The 18891-nt window shown below is 42.7% G+C and carries 18 protein-coding genes; 4 read left to right on the plus strand and 14 right to left on the minus strand.

Annotated elements, in window-relative coordinates:
• Positions 1–17: 17 nt before the first annotated feature.
• The 7 genes from AC50YO_RS16770 to AC50YO_RS16800 form a co-directional block, all read right to left on the minus strand.
• Positions 18–860 carry an ABC transporter permease gene (locus tag AC50YO_RS16770; protein ID WP_494848852.1) on the minus strand — a complete coding sequence of 281 codons (843 nt, stop codon included), beginning with the start codon at positions 858–860 and terminating at the stop codon, positions 18–20.
• Positions 857–1873: an ABC transporter permease gene (locus tag AC50YO_RS16775; RefSeq protein WP_494849242.1), complete on the minus strand. Its 1017-nt coding sequence runs from the start codon at positions 1871–1873 to the stop codon at positions 857–859. The genes AC50YO_RS16770 and AC50YO_RS16775 overlap by 4 nt, the downstream gene beginning before the upstream one ends.
• Positions 1861–3483 carry an ABC transporter substrate-binding protein gene (locus AC50YO_RS16780; protein WP_494848856.1) on the minus strand — a complete coding sequence of 541 codons (1623 nt, stop codon included), beginning with the start codon at positions 3481–3483 and terminating at the stop codon, positions 1861–1863. Before AC50YO_RS16780 ends, AC50YO_RS16775 begins: the two co-directional genes overlap by 13 nt.
• Positions 3484–3896: 413 nt before the next feature.
• Positions 3897–5186 carry a GHKL domain-containing protein gene (locus AC50YO_RS16785; protein ID WP_494848859.1) on the minus strand — a complete coding sequence of 430 codons (1290 nt, stop codon included), beginning with the start codon at positions 5184–5186 and terminating at the stop codon, positions 3897–3899.
• Entirely contained in the window at positions 5173–5928 is a 756-nt protein-coding gene (locus AC50YO_RS16790) for a LytR/AlgR family response regulator transcription factor (RefSeq protein WP_494848861.1), read from the minus strand. Before AC50YO_RS16790 ends, AC50YO_RS16785 begins: the two co-directional genes overlap by 14 nt.
• Positions 5929–6141: 213 nt before the next feature.
• Positions 6142–8187, minus strand: a complete 2046-nt coding sequence (locus AC50YO_RS16795) for a serine hydrolase domain-containing protein (protein WP_494848865.1) — start codon at positions 8185–8187, stop codon at positions 6142–6144.
• Positions 8188–8338: 151 nt separating this feature from the next.
• The gene (locus tag AC50YO_RS16800) at positions 8339–8788 is read right to left on the minus strand and encodes an SRPBCC domain-containing protein (RefSeq protein ID WP_494848867.1); all 450 of its coding nucleotides are present in this window, start codon (positions 8786–8788) and stop codon (positions 8339–8341) included.
• A gap of 153 nt (positions 8789–8941) precedes the next feature.
• On the opposite strand from AC50YO_RS16800, the gene AC50YO_RS16805 reads away from it, so the two are divergent.
• Both AC50YO_RS16805 and AC50YO_RS16810 read left to right on the plus strand, forming a co-directional pair.
• Positions 8942–9736 carry an AraC family transcriptional regulator gene (locus tag AC50YO_RS16805; RefSeq protein WP_494848869.1) on the plus strand — a complete coding sequence of 265 codons (795 nt, stop codon included), beginning with the start codon at positions 8942–8944 and terminating at the stop codon, positions 9734–9736.
• 96 nt (positions 9737–9832) lie between these two features.
• The gene (locus AC50YO_RS16810) at positions 9833–10621 is read left to right on the plus strand and encodes an alpha/beta hydrolase (RefSeq protein WP_494848871.1); all 789 of its coding nucleotides are present in this window, start codon (positions 9833–9835) and stop codon (positions 10619–10621) included.
• A gap of 138 nt (positions 10622–10759) precedes the next feature.
• Here AC50YO_RS16810 and AC50YO_RS16815 read toward each other — a convergent pair whose 3' ends face one another.
• The 5 genes from AC50YO_RS16815 to AC50YO_RS16835 form a co-directional block, all read right to left on the minus strand.
• The gene (locus AC50YO_RS16815) at positions 10760–11416 is read right to left on the minus strand and encodes a response regulator (RefSeq protein ID WP_494848874.1); all 657 of its coding nucleotides are present in this window, start codon (positions 11414–11416) and stop codon (positions 10760–10762) included.
• On the minus strand, positions 11416–12576 hold the full coding sequence (locus tag AC50YO_RS16820; RefSeq protein ID WP_494848876.1) for a sensor histidine kinase: 1161 nt from the start codon (positions 12574–12576) through the stop codon (positions 11416–11418). The genes AC50YO_RS16815 and AC50YO_RS16820 overlap by 1 nt, the downstream gene beginning before the upstream one ends.
• A 32-nt stretch (positions 12577–12608) precedes the next feature.
• Positions 12609–13385 (minus strand): CPBP family intramembrane glutamic endopeptidase, encoded by a 777-nt coding sequence (locus AC50YO_RS16825; protein WP_494848878.1) that lies wholly within the window; start codon positions 13383–13385, stop codon positions 12609–12611.
• A 178-nt stretch (positions 13386–13563) separates the two neighbouring features.
• Positions 13564–14001, minus strand: coding sequence for an SRPBCC family protein (locus AC50YO_RS16830; protein WP_494848880.1), 438 nt, complete (start codon positions 13999–14001; stop codon positions 13564–13566).
• 53 nt (positions 14002–14054) lie between these two features.
• The gene (locus AC50YO_RS16835) at positions 14055–14642 is read right to left on the minus strand and encodes a TetR/AcrR family transcriptional regulator (protein WP_494848883.1); all 588 of its coding nucleotides are present in this window, start codon (positions 14640–14642) and stop codon (positions 14055–14057) included.
• Positions 14643–14900: 258 nt separating this feature from the next.
• Between AC50YO_RS16835 and AC50YO_RS16840 the strand changes: the two genes are divergently transcribed.
• Entirely contained in the window at positions 14901–15770 is an 870-nt protein-coding gene (locus AC50YO_RS16840; RefSeq protein ID WP_494848885.1) for an arylamine N-acetyltransferase, read from the plus strand.
• Between the two features lie 113 nt (positions 15771–15883).
• Here AC50YO_RS16840 and AC50YO_RS16845 read toward each other — a convergent pair whose 3' ends face one another.
• Together AC50YO_RS16845 and AC50YO_RS16850 are read right to left on the minus strand one after the other, a co-directional pair.
• Positions 15884–16945: an NAD(P)-dependent alcohol dehydrogenase gene (locus AC50YO_RS16845; protein ID WP_494848887.1), complete on the minus strand. Its 1062-nt coding sequence runs from the start codon at positions 16943–16945 to the stop codon at positions 15884–15886.
• A gap of 163 nt (positions 16946–17108) precedes the next feature.
• Positions 17109–17507, minus strand: coding sequence for a MerR family transcriptional regulator (locus AC50YO_RS16850; RefSeq protein ID WP_494848889.1), 399 nt, complete (start codon positions 17505–17507; stop codon positions 17109–17111).
• Positions 17508–17711: 204 nt separating this feature from the next.
• On the opposite strand from AC50YO_RS16850, the gene AC50YO_RS16855 reads away from it, so the two are divergent.
• On the plus strand, positions 17712–18881 hold the full coding sequence (locus AC50YO_RS16855; protein WP_494849244.1) for an MFS transporter: 1170 nt from the start codon (positions 17712–17714) through the stop codon (positions 18879–18881).
• The last annotated feature ends 10 nt before the right edge of the window (positions 18882–18891 follow it).

Raw genomic sequence — 18891 nt, forward strand, 5'->3', positions numbered from 1 at the left:
GAACGCAGGTTACCTCATTAATTGCGACTGCCATGAGAATCGGTCAGCAATCTGAGATTCTCTCCAATCTGATCGAACATTCTCACGATAATGAGCAGACAAAGTCCCGGGAAGAAGGCGAGCCACCACATCCCAGAAGATAAATATTTCATAGCTTCGGATAGAATAATTCCGATTGCGGGCTCATGTGGAGACAGGCCTAACCCAATGAACGTAACTGCCGCCTCATGCAGAATAACATGGGGGAATAATAGCATAAAACCAACTAGAAATTGCGGCAGAATATAGGGAAAAATATGATGCACAGCAATCCACCAGCCGGGTTTGCCCATTCTCTGAGAGACTTGTACAAATTCAGCGGATCGGATTTGCATCACCTCTGCCCGAATGACTCTGGCAAGACTCGGCCAATGGGTTAGAGTTAATCCGATAACGATTCCTTTAAATCCGCCCCCGAATGTAAAGGCGATTAGAATCAGGGTAACCAGATGCGGAACGCTCAGAAACAAATCAATCAGCCATGAAATAAACCGGTCCACTTGCTTGCCCATTGTTGCCGCTGCCATTCCCAGACACAAAGCAATTAACGCACTTCCAATAGCTCCTGTCAGCCCAATTCCTATACTTAATGTAAGCCCCATTATCGTGCGTGTGAACATATCTCTTCCTAACCAATCCGTACCGAAGAGATGGTCTAGAGAAGGTGGAGAATTCCGATCTATAAGGTTCGTTGCCATTCTCCCCTCATCCAGCAATGCTCCTCCTAATAGGACACTGACAATGACAACCACGCAGATCAGCAACTTGGTAAGAGCCCATTGCTTACGATTCAGAGAGAATGCTCTCAGGCTTGAAATCATGCCTTCTCCCCCTCCCTCGTTCGTGGATCTAATACACGATAACTGATGTCAGCGAGTAAATTCCCTACAAAAACGAATAGGGTAGTAAAGATTACAATGCCTAGCAAAAGAGGAACATCTCCTCTTAATCCTGCTGCTACTGTAGCCTGTCCCAATCCAGGATAAGAAAAAACTTGCTCAGCCAATACCGCTCCGCCAAACAATTCACTGAAGGCTGCAAACTGCAGCGTTATCGCTGGCAATGCAACATTGCGCAAGCCATGCCGCCAGAACAATACAAAGCCTTGCTCCCCTCTTGCTCTGGCGAATAAAACATAATCGCTGGCAAGAACATCAATCAGCTTCTGCCGGGTATGGAGAGCCACATTGGCAACGCCAACAATACTTAGAGTCAGAACAGGCAGAATAAGATGCTGAATTCGGTCCATCAACGTAACGTTTTCCGCGAGAACCCCAACAGGAACCCCCATTCCAACAGGGAACCACCCTAGCCACACAGCAAACACTATGAGAATAAGGAGCCCCATCCAGAAGGCAGGTGTGGAAGCTAAGGTAAAGCAATACCACCTAATTAAACGATCTACCCAGGTCCCTTTTTTCATGGCCGCTACAACACCTATCACAAAGCCAAACACACCTGATAATAGCCAGGCGAATAGCATGAGTACCAGTGAATTCAAGAATCGTTCACCGATAACGTCAATGACCGGGCTGCGATAGATCATCGAGATTCCCAAATCACCAGACAATACAGCAGAGCCCCAATGGAAGAACTGCACCATGACGGGCTGGTCTAATCCCCAATATTCAGCGATTTTGGCCCGCTGCTCAGGACCTACCTTCAGCATATCCGCACCGATGTAGGCTTGAACGGGATCAATCGGAGAGTTCTTTACTAACAAAAACGATAGGAAGCAGATAGCCACTAATAGAGCAGCCATCCGGAGGCCTTTCTTCAATATAAATAGTCCGAGCTTGCTGTCGATGAAATTACGCACCTTTATTTCGTCCATTTCCATTCCACGATATTATCTGTTGCAGGCCAGCCATGCCCATGAACATGGATGCGTTGATCTCCGATATCAAGCCCATCCTTCACGAGGTACAAATGATTAATATTGACGAGCCATGCCCATGCAGCATCACCTTGTGCGCTGAGCCCGGTTGTCCCGTCCCACTGGGCTTTTTTCCAGAAACCAAGCGCTTCTGCTTCGGTCTTAGCTTGTAGAGCTTGTTCAAAATAGTGATCCACCGTTTTATTCGAATAATAACCCGTGTTATAGAAATCGATCCCAGCGGCTTCACTGCTATAGATGTTATACATTTCATGAGGATCATGGCTTCCCCAGCCTAACAAGACAGGATTAGAGTACATATTTTTAGAAATACTGTCCCAGCTCCCGCCTTCTAAGCGGATATTGATCCCTAACGGCTTCATCATGTCAGCAACCGATATCGCCAGAGACTGCCTTATCGTATCACCAGCTAAATAATACAACGTGAACTCGGCCTTCAAGGAGCCTTTCTCAAGGATGCCATCCCCGTCGGTATCGTTCCATCCAGCTTCTACTAGCAGCTTCTTAGCGCCTTCCATATCGCCATCTTGAATAACGGTGTCCGGATTCCACCAAGGAAGTCCATCGACAGAAGTATAAGCGGGCGTTCCCTGTCCCTCCAGAACACCGTCAACAAGTGCTTTGCGGTCTACGGCAATATTAATAGCCTTGCGAATCGCAGGGTCTGCGGTCACATCGTTGCCAATAGGTGCGCCATCTTCCCTGCTGCTTCCTGATTTCACAACGGGGAATACGATGCCTCGATTATCGACAGTCTGGATAGATTCGAGCCGCATGCCGGGTACTTTCCGATTACTGAATGCAGCTGGTATATAAGCAAGGTCAACGGTTCCTGCTTGTGCCGCAGCAAACGCTGCATCCTCATTGAGGAATACAAAAGTTATCTTTTTGAAATAGGATTGCTTATCGTAGTACTCCGGATTCGCTTGGACAATGAGCTGCTGCCCCTTGTCCCATTGCACGAGCTTATAAGGTCCCGAGCCTATAGGATGATCCGCATAATCTTTGCCATAAGCATGCTTCGGAACGATTCCCGTCGCGATAAGCGAATTGACAAAGGTCGATTGCGGCTCTTTCAACGTAAACCTAACGGTATAATCATCCAACGCCTCTACTTTACGCATACTATTAAGATCGACAACCGACCCATTGCTAATGGTCGTTTCGAAGGTAAAGACGACATCGGCGGCCGTCAGCGGCTGTCCATCCGAAAATTTAACGTCATCACGAAGCTTAGCTGTCCAAACCGTACCATCTTGGTTCACTTCATAGCTAGCAGCAAGATCATTCACAATATTCAGCTTATCGTCTCTCTTGAGAAGGGTGCTTTGGAACAACGGCGAGCCATAACGCCCCCAGCCTGTTGTAGGGTCAAAGCCTGTCTCTGGCTCAGAACCAAATGCTAATACCAGCTCATCCCTTTTCATTTCACTGCCTGCGTTATTCCCAACCTCAGATGGAGCCGGTTTTGTTGAATGACAACCTGCTAAAACAAACGTCGACAGTAAAGCGACTAGTGCGATAACTCCAACTATTTTCTTTCTCATCTGTCTCACCTCATCCTGAAAATTGCCACTCAAATAACCCTACTCAAAAAGTAAGGGATGTCTTTGGCACAATAACCTATAAAAAAAGCTTGCACGCAAAAAACATAATTTCATTTCATTCATTTAGATAAAATAAGGTTGTCCTTAGGTTGTTCCTAAAGGAGTTATTGCAGGAGATGTTCATGCGCCTACTGGGGAGGCAGACCGTGTTACGAAGTGTTTGTACAGAAGAAATCGAACATGCATAAATCTATAAGGCAGCCTAGCTTGAAATTCCTTAACCTATCTTAATAGTTAATGTAGTAATTGGCAACATAAATCCTACTAGATAACTAAATTAACCATATAAGGAAAAATAGTTCGATTAAAAAGCGCCCCAATACGATAAAAACAATCTCTAACCAGCATGCTGGTTAGAGATTGTTCGTTGAAAATGGCAGAAAGACCATATTATTAAATTGTTTGTTCTTCGCTTCAAGTGTCATATGTCCACCATACTTATCGCAAATTCTAGCTATATTGGTTAATCCGATACCGTGAAATTCCGGGTTTGGTTTTTGGCTGTGCATATGGATCACTTCATTATCCATATGATTCAAAGTATGAATGAGCAGATTAGACTCGGTGGCATGCATTTTTATAAGAATATATCTGTCTTCTGCGATTCTGACACGTTTGGAGGCTTCAATTGCATTGTCCAGCATATTCCCAATAACCACACATAAGTCATACCGATCAATTGGGATATCATGAGAGCTTAGACTGAGCTTAGTATCAATTCTTATTCCATTAGCTTGCCCAATGCTCAGTGTATTGGTGACTAGGGCATCTATAACTAGATTTCCCGTGTTCACTCGTTGATAGGCATCCTCAACTTTATTTAATGTCGTTCTAATATGCTCTACTGCGGAAGCCAGCTCATTCCGCTTAATACATTCTTCAATATACAAAAACTGTTGATTCGTATCGTGAATTATTCTTTTAATGGATTTGAAGCTGTGAACAACCTTCTCATAATTCGCATCTTGGTAGTCCATCTGCTGCTGCAGCCGATCATTCTCATTCCTATATTGAAATTTATCAATGATAGAATCGAATAGATAAACAATCATAATGTTCAAAAAAAGCAGCGCAATGCTCGAAAGAAAATAATAGAAGCTCAAATAAGTGATAACATTCAACTGGTAAATACTCACGACAGGAATGACTAAAAATAAGGCATAATAACGGTAAGGCAAAGCGAAATTTCTACGTTTGGCAACAAGTCGTAAAATCTGAATAACAGGAAACATGAGTATACAATCAAGAAAAATGACTTTCGTATGAGTGATTTGCTCTTGATGAGTGATTGGGCGAAGGCCGCTAAAGTCAATGGAATCAAACGTATAGATCATATAGACAGAAATAAAATCAACGATAGAAAATAAGACAGCGAACAGTATGGAAAAAACAAACTTCAGCTTCAGCTCCATTGTATAAGATTGTGCAACAATATAAATCATAGATATGGTTAGAATTGAAGATAGGATAGGGCCGAAGTTATTAGTCAAATATAAATAATTGATCACTCCAAAAATTATGAAGTAAATAAATCGTTTAACCTTTCGAGTGGATTTGCCAAATACCGAATTGAAGAAAAAATTCAATTGAACGCCCATCACAGCTACAACACAAAGGACAATAGGCCAATTAGTTGGTATCATAGGCTTCGACCTTCATAACCATAAATCTAGTATAGGCATCCTTTACCTCTTTCATTTTGGAACGGCCTATCGGCAATTCCGTCCCATTAGACATAAGAACAACTCCGCTGGCAAACTTCCGCACATGAAGCAGATTAATAATAATAGAGCGATGGATTTGCAAAAAATTTTGGTCTTTTAGGGCCGCAGCATAATCGGCAATAATTCCTTTGCTTTCATAGGTTTGACCGGAGGTTACAAAATGCAGCTTGCTTTTTATCGTTAAGCTTTTAGCCGCTTCAATACTAATAAGGTCCTCATGCTTAAGAACAATTTCTTCATAGGCTGACTTGATGACCATAAACTTTTTATCAAGTGCTTGGAAGTATCGGCATAGCTTGATTAGCTTTTCCTCGAAAACCGAGGGAGCAACAGGCTTAATCAAATATTGGAAGGTCATGACGTCAAAGCTGTCTACCATATATTCTGGATAACTAGTTAGAAAAATAATTTGCTCATCCAATTTTTTTAACCCTCTAATTTTTTGGGCAGTTTGAATCCCATTCATTCCGCTCATTTCAATGTCTAAAATTAAAATATGGAATGAAGATTCCTGCTGCTCATAATGAGACACTAGCTGCTCTCCCGAGCCAAATAATTTAATTTCAAACTCTATATTTGCCTTTATCGACAAAGCAATCAGGATGCTTTTAATAAGCTCTCTTTGCTTCTCCTCATCATCGCAAATCGCCACTCTATACATGGATGGTGCACCCTCATTCCCATTATATGAATTCTACAACTCTATGTAACAGCATACATTTTTTTGATTTTGTAGACATGATTTTATCACAAAACCTAAAACTAAATTCCAAAAATGTGCAGCACACCTATCGCGGGCTGTATTAAAAAGAGAAACCCTTGATAATCAAGGGTTTCAGAGGATATGATTCGCACGAGCTCGCTTGCCGCAGGCTTATTTATTCTTCAATTTCATTTTAAATACATCGCCTTTTTCTCCACCGAAAACGATCAATCCGCCTTCAGGCAGTACAACTGATTTTTTGCCGCTCATCTTCGGAAAATAAACAGCTGTCCCCTTCGCGTCATAGACGGCAAATCCTGCGCTAGCTGGATGATCTACAGTTAACACACGATTCGCAGATTTCTTATCAATTTTATACCAAGCAGCGTCGCCATTGGAGATGCGGATCGTGGAAGCTCCTTGAGGAAATGCCCCAATCCCATCTTCACTGATATGAATCTCTCCATTGATCGTTAAGTACTCTTTATTATTCTTTTTATAGAAATTCAAATCAAAGGTGTCTCTTCCCCACAAAATCGGAATTTCAAATACATTGACTGCTTTATTCCCGTTAACAATTTTAGTGCCGGATGCGTATCCGTTATCGGCATCAACGGATATTTCTTTGGTCAATAGCGCTGGATAGAGATAACGGATTGAGGTGATTTTCTCATCCAAACGGTAATATTTTTTGCCGTCTCTTTGTTCCCATACTTTTTTTACAGTTTGATCAAGCGAGTTGGAATCCAGCTTTTGATAGAGATACGCACCGGAGACCATTTGGCCCAAGCCTGGGAAGGTTAGATATCCATAATATTTGAGATAAGTTTTTCCATTATTCCCCTTCTCAAAGTTTACAACAGTATTTCCGGCTTTGTTCTTAAATTGCCCATTGCCGGTATAAACAAATTTTTCAGGGGGAGCCATACCATCGCTAAGCTCAGGTACAATCTCTCCATTCTTTATTTCCAATTGAATCGTCTTGCCTTGAGAACCGTATACACCGGCGTAAGCCTGCATATCTGCCGGCATATCTGCTTTTACGGCTGGCTCAAATGTTTTATCGGGCAAAATCTCATGAATGATGCCTTTGGATTTAAGGTGTTCGAGCAAAATATTCGTAGCCATCAGGCTATTGTAGAAAGAGGATCCTCCTGATGAAAGTACGGCCATCGAAATATCATGCTCCGGCAGCGTAATCAAGCTTGCATGATACATTATCGTATCTCCACCCTTGGATAGTGCCGTGATGCCATAATCATTGAATGGCGCTAATTGAACGGCATCCCAACCGAGACCATAATTAAATACATTGTTCTCTTCCGGAATCCACACCCCTTTACGGTACTCATGGCTTTGCATCGCCTTTGCCGACTTTTCAGATAAAAGATCTGTCCGGTTGCCAATAAGAACTTCGGCGAATTTGCTTACTTCCTCGGCGGTGGAATAAAGGCCTCCCGTCCCAATAAGATTGACATTCTCAACAGGCAAAGCCTGCTCAAACTCTGGCGTGTACGTCTTGGCGAGCTTGCTTCTGTCAAAGGAGTCACGCGGTGTTTTGGTAGAGCTTAGCGCAAGAGGCTTGTTAAAATGCACTTCAAGGAATTTGCTGTAGCTCAGTCCGCTTATCCGCTCAATCAAAATTTCAAGCAGCTGAAAGCCATCGTTGCAATAAACGGAAAACTCGCCTGGGTTCGCCTTTAAGCGCTCAGACCGCAGCCTGTTCAATAAATCATCATGGACCTCCGCATCATTGTCGTTGAACAAAAAACCGTCTTCATAGGAACTGCCATATAACCCTGATGAATGGTTCATCAACATGCGCGGTGTAATTTTTTTATACCGTTCATCCGCCATTTTAAAATCTTTCAAATAGGTAATCAGCGGTTTATCGAGATCAATCTTCTTGGAATCGACCAGCTTCATCGCTGCCGCCGTCACATACACTTTACTGGTTGAACCGATTCCGAACATCGTGTTCTTCGTTACTGGCGCCTTGGTCGCTTTATCCTTTACACCAGCACCCCCCGATAAAACAACAGCTCCGTTATCCCTGAGCGCATATTGAATCCCGCTTACGCCATAATCAGATACAATCCTCGAAGCCATTAGCTTTGCCTTTTGTTCAATAGAGTCCTGAGTCGTTTGAGCAGATGCTGAGATGACCGGTATAACGGCAACCACAGCAGCCATGAATACTAAAATCTTTTTTTTCATAAATCCTGCCTCCTTGAAATGAATTAACAAATTATTCTTGCTGGATTCAGCATACAAGGAAAAAGGCAGCTTCATAAAAAAACACCCTGAAACGAAAAAAACAATCCCTAAACAGCATGCTGATTAGGAATTGTTTACAAAACGAATTGGACTAGAAACCGAAATGCAGAGCTTTTCCCGTCTCTGCAATGGTTTTGATATTGCTTAGAATCATCCACCAATATTGCTCCGTCTTGCCCAAGAGCGGATTATTCTCTGTCCATTGATCATTGACCAGATGAAGCTTTGTACAGGAGCCCACTACTTCCAAGGACAAGGTAACGCGGCTTTCCATCTGAGCATGATCAGGAAAGTGGGAAGGACCAGGGTGATCCGTATAACTCAACAATCGGTTCCGTTCATATTGAAGCAGCTTGCCATAAATGTGAACCGTCTTCTCGCCATCGGCACCCGGACCGACAAATTGAATATCGTCCCCGACCTGATAGGTGGATTGAATAACGCCTCCCATGAAGGCTTTAAATGATTTCTCAGGATTGACGAGTACATCCCACACTTGCTCAGGGCTTGTACCAATATAAAAAACATATTCCAATTTCATGATTAATCCCTCCCGCTATCTTTTCTGCTCGAATCTTGCTTCGTTCCTTCAAATGAATTGTCGTTTATAATGAAAGAATAGCAGATCGTATCCATTAATTATTGTAAAATCGCGCCAATTCATGAATGCAACTTCGTGCTGGAGGTCAATTAAATGAATCACATTCACAACCCGAATAAGGGCGTTTTGAATTATGACCTGAGTAAAAATAAATTTTCCATCTCCCGTCATACTCCGTCTGACGATCTTCGCTTTTTTATCCAACATTATTGGCTTGTTGATTGGGATCTGCGAGAACAGCCCCCTTATGCCCAAGAAGTATTACAGCATCCAGGAGTCAACGTAGTTTTTCAGCGGGGAGATTCGTATATTCGCGGCATCGAAAGCAGAAAATCTAAAAATCTTCTACAAGGTGAAGGACAGATTGTAGGCATTCTTTTCCGGCCTGGAGCCTTTCATTGTTATTCTCAAGCGCCTGTAGCTACACTAACAGATCAATCCGTCCCCGTATCCGACTACTTCTCTTTGGATATTGAACATTTTGAAGAGAAGCTGTTTGGGCTTACCATTAATGAAGAGAAAATTAAGATTATTGAACAGTTATTACGGCAAAGAATGCCTAAGCTGGATACAACCGTTGACTTACTGAATATTGTCATTGATGAGATTATTAATAATAAGAGCATTGCCAAAGTGGAGCAATTAGTCGAGCAGTTCGACATTCCCAAGAGGACATTGCAGCGCTGGTTCAATCAATATATTGGGGTGAGCCCCAAATGGGTTATTCGGCGCTATCGCATGCATGAAGCCATCGACTTCATAGAACGGGGAATGGAGCTGTCTCAACTGGCGATAGAGCTCGGCTATTTCGATCAGGCCCATTTCAACAAGGATTTCAGGGCAGCGGTCGGCAAATCCCCCAAGCAGTATGCGAAGACTGTCGACTAATTCATTCGCACGTGAAATCATCAAATTGTTCTGCCTTAACGATTATGGTACTCTATTGTAATGTTGTAACTTATGTATGTGTAGGAGGAGAACAGAATGAATGACTCACAAAATTTTATCCGTCCTAAACCAAAGCGGAAAATTGCAAAATGGTTAATTCTCTCATTAGCTTCGATCATTATGCTCCTTGCATTAGGGCTATTGATTGCCTACCCCATAATGAAATACGAACCGCTTGCGGAAGCAAAGCAAGCGATGGACAGCAATGCAGCCGTCGAGGTGAAATCAGGAAAGAATAGCCTGCTTTTCGAGCGCGCTGATAAGCAAGCTGTACAGCCTAGCGTGATCTTTTATCCCGGGGCTTTGGTAGATGCAGGAAGCTATGCGCCGTTTGCGCATAAGCTAGCTGAAGCAGGGCATCGCGTATACATTGTGAAGATGCCGTTCGATATGGCTTTCTTCGGACAAAACAGAGCGAATAAGTTAATCGAGGAGCATCCAGAAGACAGCTATGTAATCGGTGGGCATTCCCTAGGCGGAGCGTTCGCGGCCAGATATGCAGCAGAGAATACGAGTAAGCTTGCTGGCGTGTTCTTCCTTGGCGCTTATGCGGATAAGGGAGGCAGCTTGAAGAATTCTAATCTAGATGTCCTGCAAATTACGGGCTCTAAGGATGGCGTGTTGAATTGGAGCGTATGGGAGGAAAGCAAGCAAAATCTACCTGCTGACTCAACAGAGTACGTATCCATTGAGGGCGGCAATCACGGTCAATTCGGTACGTACGGCAAGCAAAAAGGCGATCTGGATGCCACGATTTCACCGCAGCAACAATTGGATCAGGTTAGCAGTGCAATAATTGACTGGATGCAGACAGTTGGGAAATAAGCAGATTTGCAGCTCAATATAATCATTTTTTATGATTAACCTCGACCTCGGCGAAAGATAACAAAAGCTGCTCCGGAAGTGTACCGGAAGCAGCTCTAAGCCTAGTGCCGCAGCATTTTTAAATTTGAATTAGGGTTCTCATTCTGATAAATACCTGGTTAATAACAAGACTGCCTTAGCTCGGTCATTGGTGCCGATCTTGGTGTATATGTCGCTTAAATAGTTTTTAACCGTGCCCCGGGTCAAATATAGTTTTTCAGAAATCTCCTTTGCATTGCAGCCCTCCACGAGCAGCCTTGCGAGATCAAGCTCTCTTTGCGTCAATTCAAATGCCTTACCGGATTTGTCCAACCGACTGTTCTTATTGCGAATGTTAAGGGCGAGCTTGCGAGCTACTTTGCCCGTGAGGAGCAAATTGCCGGATAATGCTTCATGGATGGATTGAACAAGCTTCACCCCATCAATGTCTTTAAGCAAATAGCCTGCTGCCCCGTTGCTTAAAGCTTCTATGATATACGCATCATCATCAAAGGTCGTTAAAATAAGGATAACCATATCCGGATATAACTCCTTAATCATCTCGGTTGCCTTCACGCCCCCCATGCCTGGCATGCGGATATCCATTAAGATGATATCAGGAACGACCAAGCGAAGCTGTTCCAGCGCTTCTTCTCCACTTTGAGCCGTTCCAACGATCGTTAGATCCGATCGTAATGCGAGGAGAGTTTCCAAGCCTTCCAGCATAAGTTTCTGATCATCCACAAGCATGACACTGATCTTGCGTTCCCCACCCACTAGTCTTCCCCCCTTGCAACAGGCATTCGGACTTGGAGTGTGAATCCATTGTTTAGCTCGCTTAACACACTCAATTGGCCTCCGATGGCCTCGATTCTTTCCTCCATTGATTTCAGGCCAAACCCATAAATAACTGAATCGCTGCCTCTTCCATTGTCCTTCACCGTCATATGAATCGTATCTTGCTGTTCTATAATAGCGATCTCAATCCTGCTCGCTTTTCCATGCTTTAATGCATTAGTGATCGATTCCTTGATCGAGTTGATCATGACGTACTCCTGAAGGGAGATAAGAGAGGTGTCCATCTCAATATGCAAAGTCAATTGAACATCCGTCTGCTTCGCCGTATCATTGATGATTTTATATATCCCTTCCTTAAGCCCCAAGCCCTCTACATGGCCATCCGCAATTTTTAATGTTCGAACGACTTGACGGATGTTGCCGAGCCCCTGCTTCAATTGTTCTCGCGCGACGAGGATCTTCCGCTGAGCTTCCTCTGGTCGTATATCGAAGAGGAGCTGCGCTCCCTCAAGGGCAACAATCGCTGTCGTTAATGAATGTCCCACCGTATCATGGACTTCTTCTGCAATTCGGGTTCTCTCCTTAAATACAGCCAGCTCCTCCCTCATTCTCGCTTCCTGAATCAAAGCTTCATTCAATCGAAGGTTCGTCTCTCTCTGATTGAGCAGCAGCTTAATGCTCCATATCGGAATAACCAGACAGCTGTAGCTCAGCATGTAGAATACATTTCCCCACAAATCCACTTCATCTGCCGGCCATAAAAAAAGGTAGGCTATGAAGCCGCCATATGCAAAAGGCAAAGCGTACCACGACTTATAGTACAGGAGAAGATCTGCAACAAAGATGACAAATACGATATTCTCAATTTCAGTATCATATTGTAAAAATAGTAGAAATAGCAGAACAATTTCGATAAGCGGAGATACGGCTGCAAGGATAGGCAAGCGAGGATGGTTCAATACAAATTTAGAGTGCCTTAAGAAGTAGAGCCCTGTCAGAATTACAACGGCTATCCAACTTTTATTATGAGAGAGAATAACAAATAGCAATAGTAAGATCACGTAAACACAAGCCAGCCCATAGAAGAATAGTCTGGATACTTTCGTATTGCTCAAGGTATGAACCGTTGACATATGCATAAGGAGACCACTCATCTCTTAGAAATCGGTTCTTATAACAAACCTAGAATAACGGCAATAACGCCGACAAGCAGTGGGATAGACTCCACTCCATGAATGATTACAGCCGGCCAGAAGCTGCGGTATTTGGCGTTTAAGAAGCCGTAAAAAATCGAACCGATGATAAACAACGGAATTTCTGATATTTTATGAAGGTGGTATGTTGCGAACAATATGCCGTTCATGGCCCAATCCCATCTGCCAAAGGCTCCTCTCATCTTCGGAAGAAGAATGCCGCGAAAGAATAATTCTTCCCCTAGCAAATAATTAAACAGACAACTGACTAGAGCAATACCTAACAAGTACCAAGCTCCGACAAATTCAGGCGTAGCCAGATTTTCTATTCTAGTGTAATCTTGGGGGGCCAATAATGGAAAAAACCGATTGATCGTTTCTTCCACAAACCCGAATAAGCCTGAGCTTTCAAAGAAAAAAGCGTACATAATGATTGGGACTGTAAATGCGTAAGCAAATTTGTAAGCCTTGAACGTTTTCGGATGCAGGGGATGATTTAGCCACAGTCTTTTTTTGAGCTTCTCCCAGCTCAAATTGCCCAGCTCTCTTTTCAAAAGAATGACAGATAATACGAACTGCCAGATCATGCCGACAATCATAAGAACCCAATAGAGAATACCCGGATGAAAACTGACAATGGGTACAAGAATAGGCAGCAAGACGAATCGAAAGAAAAACATCGGCAACGAGACTAACGCCCATAACACCAAAATTTTAACAATACTGTATGGTTTCATTTCCATTTCTCTACTCAACCTACCCACTCCTTCTAAGGCAAAGTCGATTCCAGAAATAAATATATAAAAAAAGACCGTCATATGATAATTGACGATCGTCATAAATGTATGGCACCCAAATTTACGTTCTTTCTGTCCGCAGCATCCGCGTGACCATAACAAACGGGACAAGCACTAATTGAATCGGTGAACAATCTCATACTTCTGTTTGCTGCCTGATTGCGACCAGAACCTCTTCCCAATAAAGCTTCATTTGTTCACGCGTATTCGGATGGTCCAAATTTTCTTGATGGAAGCTTATCGTCGTTTTATCAGGTCTATCCGATAGCAGGCGAATTTGCAGCGTGGAAGGTTTCGCCCATTCCTTCTTCTCCCACTTTAAGCGCAGCTGCCGGAACGGTTTTACTACTCTAAATTCACCCGAAATACCTTCTAGAGACGTAAAGGTCTCCCCCTCGTTAATATGTAAAGTCGAAACGTTACCGAGCCATAATTTTCGCCCTTCGGAAGAAATAAGAAACGCCCAAGCCTCTTCTGGCGAAATCGGAAGCGTCCTTCGAACCCCAATCTGATAGCCTACCGATGCCGTTTGACCAACAGCCTTGCCCGATTCGGAATACGGTTTATTATTCATTGCAGCGCCCTCCCAATAATGTGTGTTAGCAATCACTAACTTATTATTAAAAATTAAGGGGTCAAGCCCCGAACAAACAAATCGATACTCGACTTCATAAAATTTTGCTGAGTTACCTTAGTAATGGATGATGCACCAAATAACTGAGTAATGAAAGCCCCGTAGTTCATCCACATAAAGGTAATGGCCTGCGCCTCCGCATCGGTTGGAATCAGTTTGTCCCTCCTCTGCATCTCTTCAAAATAATTCGTCAGCAGCTCCAATAGTGTGCGTGGATGCTTCTGCGCCTTCTCCCGAATGTCAGCCAGCTCGTTATCACTCAACACAATAAGGAATAATTTACGGTTTCGGTTCATTATCTCATGATACATTTGGCTGATCATGAGCAAATCGGCGCTTAAATCCCAAATCACCTTCTCGTCAAAAATCTTAGTCATTTCAATAGAATAATGATAATGATCAACTGCTTGGTCAAGTAGATTTTTCTTGCTTCCAAAATTACGGAACAACGTCATCTCGCTGACGCCTGCCGCTGCAGCTATCTCTTTGGTTGATACACCTTTGTAGCCTTTCTCTGCCATCAAATCGATTGCCGCCAGCATCAGCTTGCTTTTATTATCCGAGGTCATCATATTCTCCATCTCATCATCTTATTGAACAGCAGTTAAACCCAATAGTTAGTGATCACTAACATTTATTTCAGAATATCGTTAGTGGTCATAAATGTCAACTACCATTCGTCATTCCCTCATGTTATCTCGCCAGGAATAGTGACGGTTGGTTTGTTGAAGGCTGGTCACAAGTGAATAGCTTGAATTGTGTCTTGACTATGACACTAGTGTTATCGTTTATGATAACTTTACAAAGTTTAATTTAGGAAACAGAAAGGGGACAACACCTTGATTCAAAAGCCATTACCACCATGGGCTATTCATTATTTGGACTACATTCAAGTTCCGGTTCAAGAGCCCTCTTATGTGTATTTACAAATGATTTGCACCGCCCATCTGAACCGCATTCCTTTCGAGAATGTGAGCACATTAATGAATTTCAAAGCTTACCACAAGCAAAAATATCTTCAGCAGGATGAACAAAAATTTGTAGAACAGCTCTATCAGCATCATATGGGAGGAACGTGCTATGTCATAAACAGCAGTCTCCACCAACTGCTCAACCAGCTTGGATTTTCATGCCGCTATGCTTTATTGGGCGGAGGGCATGTTGCGGTGCTCGTCCGACTCCCCGGTGAGCAAGAAGAAGTATATGTGGATTGCGGGAATGGCGCTCCTTTTTTTGAGCCGGTTCGACTGGAGACCGATCCCAATCAGGTGTCTCAGTTTGGCGGTATAGCCATAAGGCTGCGACCCGATGAAGAACCCGGAACATACACGTATTACAGAGAGGTCGACGGAAAGCTGCTTACTGAAATGAACTGGACGTTCGATACCCGCATAACGTACCAATTTGATGATTTTCAACAAGCCATTGCAAACTATTACAAGCCGAACGGGCTATTCACCTCCTTCTTGCGCTGCCAGATTTGGCAATTGGAGCGAAAGCGATCACTGTCGTTAGTCAACAATGTATTGAATATTCGGAACAGCCAGGGGCAGGTCGAAAAACGGATATTAACGAATCGTACGGAGATTAGGGAAGTGATCGACCATGAGTTTAACTTACCGAGACTGCCTGTTGAGAAGGCCATCGATGTTCTTGAGGAGCTTGGTGTCAATCTGTTTCAGAACCAGAGATCAGAGGGAGAAACATAATGATCATTTTATGAGGTGGCCTTCATAGCAAAAAGCCAACACTTTGCACAAAATGATCAAAGTGTTGGCTTTTTCTATTTTTATATTCAGCAAATACGGTGCAAACTGGCGAATTATAAAGTAGAGATATCAATAACGAATCGATACCGCACATCGCTTTTGAGGACACGCTCATACGATTCTTCGACTTGGTCGGCACTGATTACTTCAATCATTGGGGCAATGCCGTGCTCAGCTGCGAAATCGAGCATTTCCTGAGTTTCACGAATGCCGCCAACGAGTGAGCCTGCAATGCTGCGGCGACCCATAATTAATGAAAATACATGATATTGATCTGGTTCAGCTGGAGCACCTACATTTACAAGTGTCCCATCAATGCGAAGAAGCGATAAATAAGCATCCACATTTAGATTAGCAGACACGGTGTTCAAGATCAGATCGAATCGTCCTGCTAATTCGGCAAATGTATCGGGATTACTTGTCGCAAAATAATGGTCTGCACCAAATTTTAATGCTTCCTCTTTCTTATCATTTGAGCGGCTCAATACGGTCACTTCAGCACCCATAGCATGCGCAAATTGAATAGCCAGATGTCCAAGTCCTCCCATTCCCACAATAGCAACCTTCTTGCCTGGTCCAGCGTTCCAGTGTTTTAGAGGAGAGAAGGTGGTAATGCCTGCACATAATAGCGGGCTTGCTGCATCCATATTCAGACCGTCAGGGATACGGACAACGAACCCTTCTGTTACAACGATTTTTTGGCTGTATCCTCCGTATGTTGGATTGCCATCATAATCCAGGCTGTTATAAGTATTGATAACCCCCTTCGTGCAATATTGCTCCTCTCCACTGAGGCAATATTCGCATTCTCCGCAGGAATCCACAAAGCATCCCACCCCAACGCGGTCACCAACGACGTATTTCGTCACTTCTTCTCCTACTGCCTCTACGACTCCGGCAATTTCATGACCAGGAACCATCGGGAAGATTCCGCCAGCCCATTCGCCTAAGGCACTGTGAATATCAGAGTGGCAAATGCCGCTAAACTTAATATCTATTAAAATATCATGCGGCCGTAATTCTCTCCGATTAATAGTCGTTCTCTCAAATGGCGCTTTGGCACTTGGGACACTAAGAACACGTGAAGTAGTCATGCTGTTATGATTATTGCACATCAAATATACAACCCTTTCTTTTGAGAAATAAAAATTAAGAAGTGATTCGAATCAGCTTCTTAATTTTATTAAAAGCTACAAGCATAGCATAAGCCTTAAAGTTGACTTTAAGGCAAGGTTTTTTTAAAAAATTATGAATAGGTAAAAAAAGCATATCACCTTCTCATGGTCCACAAGTATCATTCGACTTTTCCTTGCGATACTTCTTTTCTAATTCATCGTAGTATTCTATCTTCGATTCAATTTTGATAAAGGCGTTATCCAAAATTTTTTGTTTCTCCATCATCTTCTCTTTATGTTTCTCAAATATCTGTTTGCGCTGAGAGGCTGTGCTGTCTCCTTCTTTTGTTAATTCCACGACCGCACGCAGCTCCGAAAGTGGTATGTCCGTTTTCCGTAAACACACAATAAACTCTAACCATACTAAATCTGCTTCGTTAAAAACACGATTTCCATATTCATCTCTTTTTATAAAAGGCAGAAGTCCCTCTTGTTCATAATATCGGAGTGTATGTGTAGGCAAACCTATCTTTTCCGCCGCTTCTTTTATATGAATTTCCATTGTATCCTCCATAAATGTTACTGTAACTAATTTCTTAGGTTTTATTATAGACCTTAAAGTGCACTTTAATGCAAATGATCAGGGTTAGTTAATGGCTATAACGAGCAAATCACTGGGAAATTCAAGACTGCTTCTTGACTTCAAGTCGACTTTAAGCCTTATCGTTGTTTGTATCAAAAAGAAGTTAGAAAGGTATGGGGTTTTATGGATAAACGAAGCAAGCTACTTATATTTATATTAACGATCGGAGTTTTCGGCATTTTAAATACGGAAATGGGCGTTATTGGTATATTGCCTTTGATTGCTGATTATTATGAGGTCAGTGTATCAAAAGCTGGGTTGTTTGTAAGTCTCTTTGCACTTGCTGTAGCACTATCTGCTCCTACTATGCCGCTATTGTTCTCAGGTATAAATCGCAAGAAGGCCATGCTGCTTGTACTAGGGGTTTTTGTTTTGAGTAACCTTGTCTCGATAGTTGCCAGTACCTTTACAGTTGCATTAACTGCTCGTCTGATTCCAGCTATTTTTCATCCTATTTATTGTTCAATGGCATTTACAGTAGCTGCTAACTCGGTCAGCAAAGAAGAAGCTCCAAAGGCTGTTTCTAAAATTATGCTGGGAGTATCTGCAGGCATGGTGCTTGGCGTGCCAATCACAAGCTTTATTGCTAATGAAACTTCGTTTGCAATGGCCATGTTATTCTTTGCTATTATCAATTCCTTAACCTTCATTGCCACCTTACTGTTTGTGCCCTCTATGCCGGTTATAGAGAAACTTTCTTATGGATCACAATTAAGCGTATTAAAAAGTTCGATTACCTGGCTTTCCATTGGCGCTGTTATTTTTATAAATTCAGCAATATTCGGAGTTTATAGTTTCCTCGCTGATTATCTTGGAACTGTTACTATTGTTTCGGGAAAAATGATTAGTTTCATGTTAGTCATATACGGTGGGGCAAATGTTATTGGAAACCTTGTGGCAGGGAAGCTGCTAATGAAAAATGCCCTCAAAACAGTAGTAACTTTTCCTTTCGCATTAGGAGCAGTCTACATCGTATTATTCTCATTTGGACAGTTCACTGTACCTATGGCTATTATTACTTTGGTGTGGGGAATATTAGCTGGCATTGGGGGTAATATCGCTCAATATTGGATCACGTCCGCTGCTCCAGAAGCTCCTGATTTCGCCAATGGATTATTTTTATCCTCCGCTAATATAGGAACAACAGTTGGTACAGCTATAGGGGGATTATTTATAGCAGCAATCGGTACGCAATTTATCGTAATAGGTGGATTGCTATCGCTGATTTTGAGCTCGGTATGTATTTTGCTAAGAAATAGCTTACTTCGTCCTAGAAATCAATTGCCTGAGTGAGGAACTCAGG

Source organism: Paenibacillus sp. J22P59, from assembly GCF_059383895.1.